The following is a 13,182-nucleotide window of genomic DNA, read 5'->3' on the forward strand; positions in this document are numbered from 1 at the left end:
CACGGACGCCGGGGCCTCGTCATGTTCGCCGGGACCGGCCCGGGCGTAGCAGGATGGAGTCCGTGGCGTTGGCAGCGACGAGTCCTCCGATGGTCGGCCGGGTCGACCAGCTCGACGGCCTGCGCTCGGCGCTGGCCGCCGCCACCGCCGGCACCCCTGCCATGGTGGTGCTGGGCGGCGAGGCCGGCGTCGGCAAGACCCGGCTGGTGACGGAGTTCGCGGCCGAGGCCGAACGTGGCGGCGCCCGGGTCGTCGTCGGCCAGTGCGTGAACCTCGGCGGCGACGGCCTGGCCTACGCGCCGATCACCGGGGCACTGCGCGAGCTGGCCGGACAACTCGGCGCCGACGCGCTGCTGACGGCCGCCGGTCCCGGCCGGGCCGCGCTGGCCGGGCTGCTGCCCGAGCTCTCCGGCGGCGACGGCGACGGGCCGCCCGACGGCACCAGCCCGGGCCGGGTCTACGAGGCGGTCACCGGGCTGCTGGAGCAGGTCGCCGCCGACCGCCCGCTGGTCCTGGTGCTGGAGGACCTGCACTGGGCCGACCGGTCCACCCGCCAGCTGCTCGGCTTCGCCGTCCGGGCGCTGAGCACGGCCCGATTGCTGATCGTCGGCACGTACCGCAGCGACGAGCTGTCCCGCGACCACCCGCTGCGCCGGCTGCTGGCCGAGCTGGAGCGGATCCGGACCGTGCACCGCATCGACCTGCCCCGGCTCACCGAGGAGGAGGTCGCCGACCAGCTGGCCGGCCTCGCCGGAACGCGTCCCGACGCGCGCGCCGTCCGCCGGATCCACGCCCGCAGCGAGGGCGTGCCATTCTTCGTCGAGCAGCTGGCCGACCTCGACGACGGCACCTCGCTGCCCGAGTCGCTGCGCGACCTGCTGCTGATCCGGGTCGAGCAGCTCTCCGACGACTCGCAGCGGCTGGTCCGGCTGCTCGCCGTCGGCAACGACCGGGTCGGGCATGACCTGCTGGCCGCCGTCGCCGACCTCGGCGCCGACGACCTGGACCGGACGCTGCGCGAGGCCGTGTCGGCGAACGTGCTGCGGGTCGACGGTGACGGCTACGCGTTCCGGCACGCTCTGGTCCGCGAGGCCGTCCACGACGACCTGCTGCCCGGCGAGCACGCCCGGCTGCACGCGCTCTACGCCGCCACGCTGGAGCGGCGGCCGTCACCTGGGCGCGGCGTCACCGCCGAGGCGGCGCACCACTGGTTCTGCGCGCACGAGCACGAGAAGTCGTTCGCGGCGTCGCTGCGGGCGGCCGCCGAGGCGCGGGCGCTGGCGGCCTACGACGAGGCGCAGCGCAACTTCGAGCGGGCGCTGGAGCTGTGGGACCAGGTGCCCGAGGCCGCCGCCGAGGCCGGACTCGACCACGCCGAGCTGCTGGCCCGCACCGCCTCGGCCGCCAGCAACGCCGGCGAGGTCGAGCGCGCGCTCGCGCTGGTCGAGGCCTCGCTGGCCGAGGTCCGCGCCGCCGGCGACGCCGTCGAGCCGAGCCGCCTCGCCCGGCTGCTGGGCTTCCGCGGCACGCTGCTCAGCGAGCTCGGCAGGCCCGGCGCCACCCGCGAGGTCGAGCGGGCGCTGGAGCTGATCCCGGCCGACCCGCCGACGCCGCAGCGGGCCCGGCTGCTGCAGAAGTACGTCTCGCGGCTGATGATGGACGGCCGGCAGGCCGACGCCCTCGCGCTCGGCCGTGAGGCCGCCGCACTGGCGCACCGGACCGGCGAGACGGAGTCGGAGTTCCGCGCGTACGTCGTGCTCGGCCCGTCCCTCGTGCACTCCGGTCACGTCGACGAGGGCCTCGAGGCGCTGGAGACGGCGCACCGGCTGGCCGGCGACCGGCCGGAGTGGCTGGTCAGCTACCACATCAACATGTCCGACTCGCTGCACCTGCTCGGCCGGTACACCGAGGCGGCCGAGGTCGCCCGCGAGGGCATCGACCGCGCCCGCTCCGTCGGGCTGGCCCGCACGCTCGGGACCATGATGGCCGGCAACGCCGCCGAGCCGCTGATGGCGCTGGGGCACTGGGAGAAGGCCGAGCGCATGGTCGCCCGCGCGCTCCTGCTCGACCCACCCGGCCGGCACGTCTGGCACCTGACCGGGCTGCGGTCCTGGCTGGCGCTGTGGCGCGGCGACGTCGAGGCGGCCTCCGGGTTCGCCGCGCTGGTGCGCGAGCGGCTGGCCGGCCACGATCCCGGTCCGCAGTACGTGCTGCCGGCGACCCGGGCGGGCGCCGAGGCGGCACTCGGCCGCGGCGAGCCGGACCTCGCCTGGCGGCTCATCACCGGTGCCGTCGACGCGACCCCCGGACAGCAGTACGGCTACGTGCTGCCACTGCTCGCGGCGGCCGGCTGGGCGCTGGAGGCGCGCGCCCACTCCGGCGACGCGACGGCGGACGACGTCGAGGCCGGCACCGCCTGGCTGCGGGACCGGCTCGCGCCGATCGGCGACTGGGGTCCGGCCCCGGTGTGGACGCCAGTGATCCGGGCCCACCTCGCCGGGCTGGCCGGGCCGGCGCCGGACGCCTGGCGGGCCGCGCTGGACAGCGTCGAGGCCGCCGAGGGGCCGGTGCACCTGCGGCCGTTCGCCGGCTACCGGCTGGCCGAGGCGTACGTGCGGCTCGACGACCGTGCCGCCGCCGAGGAGCCGCTGCGGCGGGCGGCCGACGAGGCGGACCGGCTCGGCGCCGGGCTGGTCCGCCGCTGGATCGACGGCCTCGCGCGCCGCGCCCGGCTGGGGCTGCCGCCGTCGGGGCCGGACGGACCGGGCGCTGCGTTCCCGGCGCTGACCGACCGCGAGCGCGAGGTGCTGCGGCTCGTCGCGGCCGGGCGGAGCAACCGGCAGATCGGCGAGGAGCTGTTCATCAGCGCCAAGACCGCCAGCGTGCACGTGTCGAACATCCTGGCCAAGCTGGGGGTGTCGGGCCGCGGCGAGGCCGCGGCCCGCGCCCATCGGGAGGGCCTGCTGGAGGACGACGCCCGGGTCAGTTGATCGGCCCGCCCACGCCCAGGTTGTCCGGGTCCTCCATGTCGCCCTGCGGGCGGTGCAGCCGCCGGTTGACCAGCCAGGTGACGAACCACAGCACGACGCCGATGGCGAGCAGGATGCCGGCGATGCGGTACTGCTCGTTGTCGCGGCCGGTCCACGGCGTGGCCAGGTACGCGCAGGTGATGGCGCCGATGATCGGGATGACCGTCGGCGTCTTGAAGTGCTTGTGCTCCACCGGCTGGCGGCGCAGCACCAGCACCGCGACGTTGACGACGGCGAACACGGCGAGCAGCAGCAGCGCCGTCGTGCCGCCGAGCGCCGGCACCTCGCCGACGAACGTGATCAGGCCGACGGCGAGGATCGTCGTGAAGATGATCGCCACCCACGGCGTGCGCCGCGTCGGATGCACCCGGCCCAGCGGGCCCGGCAGCACCCGCTCGCGGCTCATGCCGTAGACCAGCCGGCTGGCCATCAGCATGTTGATCAGCGCGGAGTTGGCGACGGCGAACATGGTGATGAACGCGAAGATCTTCAGCGGGAAGCCCGGCGCACCGGCCTCGACCACCTGCAGCAGCGGGGTGTCGCCCTCGCCGAGCTGGTCGACCGGCACCAGCGCGACCGCCGAGATGGCCACCAGCACGTAGATGACGCCGGTGATGATGAGCCCGGACAGCATGACCTTGGGGAAGATCCGCACCGGCTCCTTGCACTCCTCGGCCATGTTCACCGAGTCCTCGAACCCGACCATCGCGAAGAACGCCAGGGCCGTCGCGGCCGTGACCGCGCCGAAGACACCCTGGCCCTGGGTGTCGAACTCGGTGACACGGCCGAAATCGGCCTCGCCGCCGCCGATCGCCCACAGGCCGATCATGATGATGATCAGCAGGCCGCTCAACTCGACGCAGGTGAGCACGACGTTGGCCTTGACGCTCTCGCCGACGCCGCGGAAGTTCACCGCCGCGACCAGCAGGATGAACACCAGCGCGACCCCGGTGATGCCGAGGCCGGTGCTCAGTTCCACGTCGAAGGCCTCGGACAGGTTCGACGCGAACGCGCGCGACGCCGTCGACGCCGACGTGATGCCCGAGCACATGACCGTGAACGCCACGATGAACGTGACGAAGTGGACGCCGAACGCCTTGTGCGTGTACAGCGCGGCGCCCGCGGCCTGGGGGTACTTCGTCACCAGCTCGAGGTAGCTGAACGCGGTGAGGATGGCGACGACGAACGCGACGAGGAACGGCAGCCAGGCCGCGCCGCCCACCTCGGCGGCGACCTGGCCGGTGAGCGCGTAGACGCCGGTGCCGAGGATGTCGCCGACGACGAACAGCAGCAGCAGGCTCGGGCCCATCACCCGTTTGAGGCTGGGCTGTTCCGCGGGCTGACGGGGAGCCTCACCGGTCTGCACGGGCGCATCTGCCATGGGCGCCTCCAATCGTTGCCTTGGTCTACCCCGCGAAGGGGGCGACGCGCAAGCAGCGACGCGGCGATTCAGACAGTGCGCCGGGGGAATTCCGCGGCCATTACCGGCCCGCCGCGCGACGCGCTTCCTCGGCCCTGGCCAGCACGGACATCACTGTGTCGAGGTCGTCGGTGACGGTGAGCAGGTCGACGTCGACGGCCGAGATCTTCTTCTCCACGACCAGCGTGTCACGAAGCCAGTCGACGAGGCCTTTCCAGTACGACTCACCGACCAGAATGATGGGAAATGCGGTGACTTTGTGCGTCTGGACGAGCGTCATCGCCTCGAACAGCTCGTCGAGCGTCCCGTAGCCGCCGGGGAACACGACGAAGCCCTGGGCGTACTTGACGAACATCGTCTTGCGGGCGAAGAAGTACCGGAAGTTGATCGCGAGGTCGACGTAGGCGTTGATGCCCTGCTCGAACGGCAGCTCGATGCCCAGCCCGACGGAGGTGCCGCCGGACTCGTGCGCGCCCTTGTTCGCGGCCTCCATGATGCCCGGGCCGCCGCCGGTGATGACGGCGTACCCGGCGGCGGTCAGCCGCTTGGCGAGGTCGACGGCGAGCTCGTAGTACGGGTCATCGGGCAGCGTGCGGGCCGAGCCGAACACGCTGATGGCCGGGCCTAGCTCGGCCAGTGCGCCGAACCCTTCGATGAACTCGGACTGGATGCGCAGCACCCGCCACGGGTCGGTGTGCACCCAGTCGGTGGGGCCGGCGGTGTCGAGCAGGCGCTGGTCGGTCGTGGTCACGTCGTACTGCTTCCCTCGCTTGATCACCGGCCCGGCGTGCCTCTCCACCGGCCGTTCGAACTCCTCGTGTCCCTCCACAGGCGCCAGGCTAGCCGTCAGGTCGCCAGCCAGGCCCGCAATCGGGACTCACAGGCCTCGATCTCGGCGACGTCGACGCGCTCGTCGTCGGCGTGCGCGAGCTGCGGGTCGCCGGGGCCGTAGTTGACCGCGGGCACGCCGAGCGCGTCGAACCGGGCGACGTCGGTCCAGCCGACCTTGGCCCGCGGTTCCCCGCCGACGGCGGCGACGAACGCCGCCGCAACCGGGCGGTCCAGGCCCGGCCGGGCACCGGGTGCGGAGTCGAGCAGCCGCACGTCGTAGCCGTCGAACACCTGCTGGACGTGGTCCAGCGCCTCGGCCTCGGTGTGGCTGGGCGCGAACCGGTAGTTGACGGTGACCTGGCAGCGGTCCGGGATGACGTTGCCGGCGATGCCGCCGCTGATGCCCACGGCGTTGAGCCCCTCGCGGTAGTCCAGCCCGTCGACGGTGACCGTGGCCGGCTCGTAGGCGGCCAGCCGCTGCAGCACCGGCCCGGCGGCGTGGATCGCGTTGCTGCCCCGCCACCAGCGGGCGCTGTGCGCGGCGACGCCGGTCAGCTCGACGGCCACCCGCAGCGTGCCGTTGCAGCCGCCCTCGACCGCCGCCGACGTCGGCTCCATGAGCACGGCGAAGTCGGCCGTCAGCCAGTCCGGGTGGTCGCGGGCGACCCGGCCGAGGCCATTGCGGTCGGCCTCGACCTCCTCGTTGTCGTAGAAGACATAGGTGACGTCGCTGGCCGGCGCCGGGACGTGCGCGGCCAGCCGGAGCCCGACGGCGACGCCGCCCTTCATGTCGACCGTGCCGCGGCCCCACAGCACGCCGCCGTCGCGCCGGGTCGGCAGGTTGCCGGCGACCGGCACGGTGTCGAGGTGGCCGGCCAGCACCACCCGCGTGGCCCGGCCCAGCGCCGTCCGCGCGACGACGGTGTCGCCGTCGCGGTCGACGGTGACGTGGCCGAGCGAGCGCAGCGCCGCCTCGACGGCGTCGGCCAGCGGCCCCTCCGCGCCGCTCGGGGACGCGAGGTCGCACAGTTGCGCCGTCAGCTCCGGCGCGGGGAGGTCGAGGTCGAGAACGGTGCCCACAAGCGCCTCAGCCTACGTGCGCACGGTGAAGGCGCAGAACTCGTTGCCCTCGGGGTCGGCCAGGACGTGCCAGGAGATGTCGCCGCCGGGCTCGCGCAGCACGGTGGCGCCGCGGCCGGTGAGCAGCGCGACGTCGGCGACCTCGACGTCCCAGTGGACGCGGTTCTTCGCCGTCTTCGGCTCGGGAACGGGCACGAAGCACAGGTAGTCGAACGGCAGCCGGCCGCCGCTCTCCAGTGCCGCGTAGTGCTCCTTGGGCTCCCGCTCGGGCGCCAGCCCGAGCAGCTCGCCCCACCAGGCGGCCTGGGCGTGCGGGTCGGCGCAGTCGACGACGACCTCGTACAGCCGGCCCGGCAGCGACGGGCGGCCCGGCCGCAGGAACGCGCAGAACTCGCCGCCCTCGGAGTCGGCCATGACGTGCCAGGAGATGTCGTCGCCGGGCTCGCGCAGCACCGTCGCGCCGAGTGCCAGCAGCCCGTCGAGGTCGCCGGTCTCGACGTCGAGGTGCACCCGGTTCTTCGCCGTCCGCGGCTCGGGCACGGCGTCGACCCAGATCTGCTCGCCTTCTGCATCGCCGCGCAGGTGCGTAGGATCGTGGGGGTCAGGACGGCGGCCCACCGCCGCCGCCCAGAACTCGGCGAGTCGCGGCTGGTCACTCGCATCGAGGCAGAGGGCCTGCCAGGTGGCGACGGCGGGTGTCTGGCTCATGGCCGCAACGCTAGCCGAGCGCACCGACAGCCTTGTCCCGACGAGATACCCAGCCAGGTGACCCGACGACGATGAGCACCCTGCCGGCCGCTCCGCCCGACGACCAGCATCTCTGGTCGCGGGCGCGCCGAGGCGACCCGGCAGCGTTCGGCGAGTTGTTCACCCGGCACTCGACGGTCGTCTACAACTACTGCTTCCGGCTCACCGGCAGCTGGAAGACCGCCGAGGACCTCACGTCGGTGGTGTTCCTGGAGGCATGGCGCAAGCGCGAGGACGTCGCCGCCGAGGCCGGGTTCGTGCCGTGGCTGCTGAGCCTGGCCGGCCGGGTCGCGCGCAACAGCACCCGCGCCGTCCGCCGGCACCGCCGCCTGCTGGCCAAGCTGCCGCCGGCCGTCATCGCCGGCGGCGCCGCCGACGCCCTCGCCTCGCCGGACAGCGCGCACAGCCCCGGCGACCCGCCCGCGACCGGCGACACCTCGCCGGCCGAGGCGCGGGAGGCCGCCGCCCGGGCCGACGACGAGCGGCACATGAGGCAGGTCCTGAAGGTGTTCCGGCGACTGCCGAAGCAGGAGCAGGAGGTGCTCGCGCTGTGCGTGTGGGGCGAGCGCACCTACGCCGAGGCCGCCGTCGCCCTCGGAATCCCCGTCGGCACAGTACGCTCGCGTCTGGCGCGGGCCCGGGCACACATGGAGCGCCTCACCGAGGCCGCCGCCACGAAAACGGCCGAGCCGCGACCCGGCTCGCGTCCCGAAGGAGCGCACCACACATGAGTTCCATGAACCTCGCGTTCGACGTCCCGCCACGGCGCGAGCTGCCCGCCGAGCGGCGCGACGCCATGCGGCGCCTGCTCGAGGACGCCGTCGCGGGCCGGCCGGCCCGCCGTGCGCTCCCCCGGCCGGCCCTCCCCCGGCCGGCGCTGACCCGGCGGGCGCTGTGGCCGGCGGCCGGACTGGCGACGGCGACCGCGGTGGCCGCCGCCGTGCTCGTCGTGGGCGACCTCGGGTCCGACGGCGCCGACACCGCGTACGCGGCCACGCCGCCGGTACTCGCCGCCGAGCTCGGCATCGGCGGCCCGGCGCGGGCGCAGCTCCAGTCGCTGGCCGCGACGGCCGGCGCCGCGTCGCCGCAGCTCTACGCGACCGCCGCCGACACGACCGTCGTCACCGAGAGCTGGCTGCTGACGGTCACCGAGACCGAGGCGGCCGATGAGGCGCCGCCGCCCGAGGGCGCCGCCGCGACGCTCGCGATGGGCGCCGCGCCCACCGTCACCAGCGCCGTCGTGCCGGTGCTGCGCGAGCAGCGGCTGCTGGCCGACGGCTCGGTGCACGTCCGCGAGACACAGGGCGAGGCGCGGTTCCCGACCGCCGAGTGGAGCGCGGCCGACGACGCCGCCACGCCCGGCGCCGTCCTCCTGGACGAGACCATCCCGGCCGGCGGGCTGGCCTCGGCCTACCCGGCGCAACTGGCCACCGACCCGGCAGCGCTGCGCGAGCAGCTGCTGGCGGCCTGGCCGCAGGCCGGCGACCCGGCGGCGACGCTGTTCCGTGCGCTGCACGAGCTGGCCGCGAACCGGTCGCTGGACGCGCCGGTGCAGGCCGCGGCGCTGGCCATGCTGGCGCGGGAGCCCGGCGTCGTCGCGCTCGGCGCGGCGACCGACCGGCGCGGCCGGGCCGCCGTCGCGTTCGGCGCCGACAGCGCCGACTCCGGACTGGACCGCCGCCACGTGCTGCTGGTCGACCCGGACAGCGGCCGGCTGCTCGGCTACGAGGAGGTCCTCACCGGCGACCCCGGCGAACTGGACGTCAAGACCCCCGCCGTCGCCGCCTACACCGTCTTCCTCTGACGGCCGCCGCCGGTCAGCTGGTGCAGGTCCAGTAGCTCATCCGGTTGTCGGCGGAGGAGCCGACGTAGTTGTCGCTGGTGCCCGGCGTCATCGTCCACAGCCGGGTCCCGCCGAGGGTGTCGTAGGCGTGGTAGTTGCGGCTGGCGTGCTTGTTGACCCACGACGTCGCGTCGTTGTCGAACCCGTACGAGCTGGGGAAGGCCGAGCACGTGCTGGTGAACTGGTACCGGGCGCCGTCGAAGTTGGTCGAGGTGTAGAAGCAGTAGTAGCCCGACGGGCAGGTCGACGTGCTGCCCCGGGGCTGCACCGTGCCGCCCAGGTCGGCCAGCTCGGTGACGCCGAGCGCCTCGACCGCGTCGGCGCGCACGCCGTCGCCCAGCCCGACCGGCGACGCGTCCTCGCCGGGGCTCGGCCACACCACGATGACCTCGCCGTCGTCCCAGGCCATGGCGTTGTCCGAGAGCTGGACACCACCCGGCTGCTGCTCCAGCGCGTCCGCCATCTCGGCCGCGAGCGGCCCCGTGGGGGTCGCGTCGGTGGCGACGACGCCAGCGTGGGCACCACCCGCCGCCACCAGGACCGTCGTCGCCACTGCGGCAAGCGTGGCCAGCAGCCGTCGCGTCATCAGGTGCCTCCCGATCTCCTCGTGTCCCGCGGCGCGGCGCGAGTGCCGCGTTCCGTAGGCTTGAGCCCATGACCGACGAGCGACGGGCATGGGGTTTCGGCCTGGCCACCATAGCCGCAGATGGAACGATCTTGGATGTTTGGTACCCATCCCCCGCTCTCGGCAAACCGCCCATCTCCTCCGATGACGCCATGATCGAGCTGCGCGATCTCGAGGGCGACGACGTCGACCGGCAGGTCAGGCGGGCCGTCGTCGAGACGTCGATCGAGCTCGACGCGCCGCCGGCTGACGCCCGGGACGCGTACCTGCGGCTGCACCTGCTCTCGCACCGGCTGGTCGCGCCGCACGGGCAGAACCTCGACGGCCTGTTCGGCGTGCTGACCAACGTCGTGTGGACCAACCACGGCCCCTGCGCGGTCGACGGCTTCGAGCGGACCCGGCTGCGGCTGCTGCGCCGGGGCCCGGTCGTCGTCTACGGCATCGACAAGTTCCCGCGCATGGTCGACTACGTCGTGCCGGCCGGCGTGCGCATCGCCGACGCCGACCGCGTCCGGCTCGGCGCCCACCTGGCTGCCGGCACCACCGTCATGCACGAGGGGTTCGTGAACTTCAACGCCGGCACGCTCGGCTCGTCCATGGTGGAGGGCCGTATCTCCTCCGGTGTCGTGGTCGGCGACGGCTCCGACGTCGGCGGCGGCGCGTCCATCATGGGGACGCTGTCCGGCGGCGGCAAGGAGGTCATCACCGTCGGGACCGGCTGCCTGATCGGCGCGAACGCCGGCATCGGCATCTCGCTCGGCGACGGCTGCGTCGTCGAGGCCGGCTGCTACGTCACCGCCGGCACGAAGGTCGGGCTGCCCGACGGCCGCGTCGTCAAGGCCGCCGAGCTGTCCGGGCGCGACGGCCTGCTGTTCCGCCGCAACAGCGTCACCGGCGCGGTCGAGGCGCTGGCCCGGTCCGGCGACTGGGGCGGGCTCAACGCCGTCCTGCACGCGAACTAGCGCGGAACCCCCGGCCCGTCGACGGACGTTCTTCCGGTCACCATGAGTCGCGCTGCCCGCCTGACGGCCACCCTCGGCACCCTGCTCGCCCTCGGCGGGTGCATCGCCGCGCTGCTCATCTGGTGGGTGGGCCGCGAGGACGACCCGTTCTCACGGCGCAACGACTGCCGCGCCGTCGTCGACGGCCGCACCGTCGCGCTGTCGCCGGAGCAGGCCCGGCACGCCGCCACCATCGCCGCCGTCGCTATGGAGCGCGAGCTGCCCGCGCGGGCCGTCACGATCGCCCTGGCCACGGCGTACCAGGAATCGGACATCTACAACATCGACTACGGCGACCGCGACTCGCTCGGGCTGTTCCAGCAGCGGCCGTCGCAGGGCTGGGGCACGCCGGAGCAGGTGCAGGACCCCGTCTACGCCGCCGGCGCCTTCTACGACGCGCTGGTGCGGATCCCGAACTATCGCGAGCTGGAGATCACGGTCGCCGCGCAGGAGGTGCAGCGCAGCGCCTTCCCCGACGCCTACGCCGACCACGAGGACGACGCCCGGGTGCTGGCGTCGGCGCTGACCGGCAACTCCGAGGCGGCGTTCTCGTGCGCGTTCCGGCCGGCGTCGTACTCGGCGCAGGCCGAGGGCGAGGACGGGCTGACCGACCGCGCCCGCGCCGTCCGCGACGAGCTGGCGGCCACCTTCGGCGGCCTCGACATCGGCGGCTACCAGGCCGGCGGCATCGACTCCGGCCACGTCGAGGGGTCCGCGCACTACGACGGCCGGGCGCTGGACGTCATGTTCGAGCCCTACGACAACGCCGACGTCAACCGCCGCGGCTGGGCGGTGGCCCAGTGGGCCGTCGCGAACGCCCAGGAACTGGGCATAGCGACCGTCATCTACGACGACAGGATATGGTCAGCGCGCCGGTCCGACGAAGGTTGGCGCGCCTACACCCACCCGTCCGGTGACACCACGGACATCACCTTGCGCCACCTGGACCACGTCCACATCGACGTCGCCCCGGGAGAGTGATCAGGGTCGTGAGCATGCCGGGCCACCACGGCGGAGTGGTCGCCACGCCGCACACGCTGAGCACGCGCGCCGGCATCGAGATCCTGCAGGCCGGCGGCAACGCCGTCGACGCCGCGATCGCCGCCTGCGCCGTCCAGGGCGTGGTGGCGCCGGAGACCTGCGGCATCGGCGGCGACCTGTTCGCGCTGGTGCACCGCCCGGGCGACGCGGCGCCGCTGGCGCTGAACGCCTCCGGCCGGGCCGGCTCCGGTGTCGACGCGGCCGCGCTGCGGGCCGCCGGGCACACCGAGATCCCGCGCGGCCACCCGGGCGCGATCCCGGTTCCGGGCTGCGTCGACGGCTGGGACGCGCTGTCCTCGCGGCTGGGCCGGTTGGGGCTGGCCGCGTCGCTGGCGCCGGCGATCCGGCTGGCCGAGGAGGGCTTCCCGGCCAACGACGAGCTCGTGGCGGCGTTCCGATCGTCCGCCGCGGAGCTCGCCGGGGTCGAGGCGGCGGCGCCGCTGCTGCGCGCGTCGCGCGGGTCGACGATCGTCCGGTCGCAGCTGGCGGCGACGCTGCGGCTGGTGGCCGACGGCGGGCGCGCGGCGTTCTACGAGGGCCCGCCGGGCGCCGCGATCAGCGCCGCCGTCGACGGCGTCATCACCACGTCGGACCTGGAGCGCAGCCAGGCCGACTGGGTCGTGCCGGTGTCGGCGTCCGCGTGGGGCGTCACCGGCTGGACCGTCCCGCCGAACTCGCAGGGCTACCTGGCCGTCGGCGGCGCCGCCGTGCTGGAACGGCTCGGCTGGACCGACGATCCCGGCGACCCGCGGTCGTGGCACCTGCAGATCGAGGCGCACCGGGCGCTGGCCGCCGGGCGCGACTCGGTCGTCGTCGACCCCGGGCGGGTCCCGGTCGACGCCGGCCGGCTGCTCGACCCGGCCCGGCTGGACGCCGTCGCCGCCTCCGTCGACCCGTCCGCCGCGCGGGATCTCTACGCGCCCGCCGGGGCCGCCGGTGGCACCGCCTACCTGTGCGTCGTCGACGGCGCCGGGCTGGCCGTGTCGCTGATCCAGTCCAACTTCCACGGCATCGGCGCGCTGGTCGGGGCCGGGTCGGCCGGCTTCCTGCTGCACGACCGCGGCCGCGGCTTCAGCCTGCTGGAGGGGCATCCGGGCGAGCTGGGGCCGGGCCGGCGGCCGCTGCACACGCTATCGCCGACGCTGTGGACCCGCGACGAGCGGCTGGCGCTGGTGCTGGGCACCCGCGGCGGGCACGTCCAGCCGCAGCTGGTGCAGCAGGTCGCGGCGTTCGTGCTGGGCGCCGGCCTGGACCCGGACGAGGCGCAGGCCCGGCCGCGCTGGACGGTCGAGCCGGCGCCGACGCCGCCGGGCGCGCCGGTGCCGTCGGGGTGGCGGGTGCGGGTCGAGCCGGACGTCCCCGCGCGGGTCGTCGACGGGCTGCGCCGGCGCGGCCACCAGGTCGTCCCGGCCGACGGGCCGCAGTCCGGCTGGGGCCCGGTCTCGGTGATCCAGGTCGACGAGGCGGCCGGGTGGCGGCTGTCCGCGCGCGATCCGCGCGTGGCGACGACGGCGGTCGCGACCGCCTAGGTTGGAGATCATGAGCACGCCCACCCCGCCTCCGCC

General features: G+C 74.6%; 11 protein-coding genes. 6 read left to right on the plus strand and 5 right to left on the minus strand.

What is annotated here, in order from left to right; all coding sequences use genetic code 11:
• The first annotated feature begins 62 nt into the window (after positions 1–62).
• Entirely contained in the window at positions 63–2,990 is a 2,928-nt protein-coding gene (locus tag C1I92_RS35480; RefSeq protein ID WP_158564264.1) for an ATP-binding protein, read from the plus strand.
• Here C1I92_RS35480 and C1I92_RS24500 read toward each other — a convergent pair.
• The 4 genes from C1I92_RS24500 to C1I92_RS24515 all read right to left on the minus strand — a co-directional run bounded on the left by C1I92_RS24500 (position 2,983) and on the right by C1I92_RS24515 (position 7,068).
• Positions 2,983–4,410 (minus strand): APC family permease, encoded by a 1,428-nt coding sequence (locus C1I92_RS24500; RefSeq protein WP_199521556.1) that lies wholly within the window; start codon positions 4,408–4,410, stop codon positions 2,983–2,985. The two genes, C1I92_RS35480 and C1I92_RS24500, sit on opposite strands and share 8 nt — an antisense overlap.
• 100 nt (positions 4,411–4,510) lie before the next feature.
• Entirely contained in the window at positions 4,511–5,278 is a 768-nt protein-coding gene (locus C1I92_RS24505) for an LOG family protein (RefSeq protein WP_111257261.1), read from the minus strand.
• A gap of 17 nt (positions 5,279–5,295) precedes the next feature.
• Entirely contained in the window at positions 5,296–6,360 is a 1,065-nt protein-coding gene (dapE, locus tag C1I92_RS24510; RefSeq protein ID WP_111257262.1) for a succinyl-diaminopimelate desuccinylase, read from the minus strand.
• Positions 6,361–6,372: 12 nt separating this feature from the next.
• Entirely contained in the window at positions 6,373–7,068 is a 696-nt protein-coding gene (locus C1I92_RS24515) for a VOC family protein (RefSeq protein ID WP_111257263.1), read from the minus strand.
• Between the two features lie 71 nt (positions 7,069–7,139).
• Here C1I92_RS24515 and C1I92_RS24520 point away from each other — a divergent pair, with 71 nt between their 5' ends.
• A complete protein-coding gene (locus C1I92_RS24520; protein WP_111257264.1) occupies positions 7,140–7,838 on the plus strand; it encodes an RNA polymerase sigma factor in 699 nt (232 codons plus the stop codon).
• Positions 7,835–8,911: a hypothetical protein gene (locus C1I92_RS24525; RefSeq protein ID WP_146605271.1), complete on the plus strand. Its 1,077-nt coding sequence runs from the start codon at positions 7,835–7,837 to the stop codon at positions 8,909–8,911. The genes C1I92_RS24520 and C1I92_RS24525 overlap by 4 nt, the downstream gene beginning before the upstream one ends.
• Positions 8,912–8,924: 13 nt before the next feature.
• Here C1I92_RS24525 and C1I92_RS24530 read toward each other — a convergent pair whose 3' ends face one another.
• Positions 8,925–9,536 (minus strand): peptidase inhibitor family I36 protein, encoded by a 612-nt coding sequence (locus tag C1I92_RS24530; RefSeq protein WP_158564265.1) that lies wholly within the window; start codon positions 9,534–9,536, stop codon positions 8,925–8,927.
• Positions 9,537–9,604: 68 nt separating this feature from the next.
• Here C1I92_RS24530 and dapD point away from each other — a divergent pair, with 68 nt between their 5' ends.
• Genes dapD through C1I92_RS24545 form a run of 3 tightly spaced genes read left to right on the plus strand, consistent with a single transcriptional unit; the run spans position 9,605 to position 13,146 of the window.
• On the plus strand, positions 9,605–10,537 hold the full coding sequence (gene dapD / locus C1I92_RS24535; protein ID WP_111257266.1) for a 2,3,4,5-tetrahydropyridine-2,6-dicarboxylate N-succinyltransferase: 933 nt from the start codon (positions 9,605–9,607) through the stop codon (positions 10,535–10,537).
• Positions 10,538–10,579: 42 nt separating this feature from the next.
• Positions 10,580–11,557, plus strand: coding sequence for a VldE C-terminal domain-containing protein (locus C1I92_RS24540; RefSeq protein ID WP_199521557.1), 978 nt, complete (start codon positions 10,580–10,582; stop codon positions 11,555–11,557).
• Positions 11,558–11,571: 14 nt separating this feature from the next.
• Positions 11,572–13,146 (plus strand): gamma-glutamyltransferase family protein, encoded by a 1,575-nt coding sequence (locus C1I92_RS24545; protein WP_146605272.1) that lies wholly within the window; start codon positions 11,572–11,574, stop codon positions 13,144–13,146.
• Positions 13,147–13,182 lie beyond the last annotated feature (36 nt).

It is taken from the genome of Jiangella anatolica (assembly GCF_003236295.1).
In the GTDB taxonomy this organism is placed as follows: Bacteria; Actinomycetota; Actinomycetes; order Jiangellales; family Jiangellaceae; genus Jiangella; species Jiangella anatolica.

What these genes read in the sequence shown, in the direction of transcription:
- dapD (WP_111257266.1), top strand. Translation starts at nt 9,605, where the DNA reads ATGACCGACGAGCGACGGGCATGGGGTTTCGGCCTGGCCACCATAGCC.
- C1I92_RS24525 (WP_146605271.1), top strand. Translation starts at nt 7,835, where the DNA reads ATGAGTTCCATGAACCTCGCGTTCGACGTCCCGCCACGGCGCGAGCTG.
- C1I92_RS24530 (WP_158564265.1), bottom strand. Translation starts at nt 9,536, where the DNA reads ATGACGCGACGGCTGCTGGCCACGCTTGCCGCAGTGGCGACGACGGTC.
- C1I92_RS24515 (WP_111257263.1), bottom strand. Translation starts at nt 7,068, where the DNA reads ATGAGCCAGACACCCGCCGTCGCCACCTGGCAGGCCCTCTGCCTCGAT.
- C1I92_RS24520 (WP_111257264.1), top strand. Translation starts at nt 7,140, where the DNA reads ATGAGCACCCTGCCGGCCGCTCCGCCCGACGACCAGCATCTCTGGTCG.
- C1I92_RS24545 (WP_146605272.1), top strand. Translation starts at nt 11,572, where the DNA reads ATGCCGGGCCACCACGGCGGAGTGGTCGCCACGCCGCACACGCTGAGC.
- C1I92_RS24500 (WP_199521556.1), bottom strand. Translation starts at nt 4,410, where the DNA reads ATGGCAGATGCGCCCGTGCAGACCGGTGAGGCTCCCCGTCAGCCCGCG.
- C1I92_RS24540 (WP_199521557.1), top strand. Translation starts at nt 10,580, where the DNA reads ATGAGTCGCGCTGCCCGCCTGACGGCCACCCTCGGCACCCTGCTCGCC.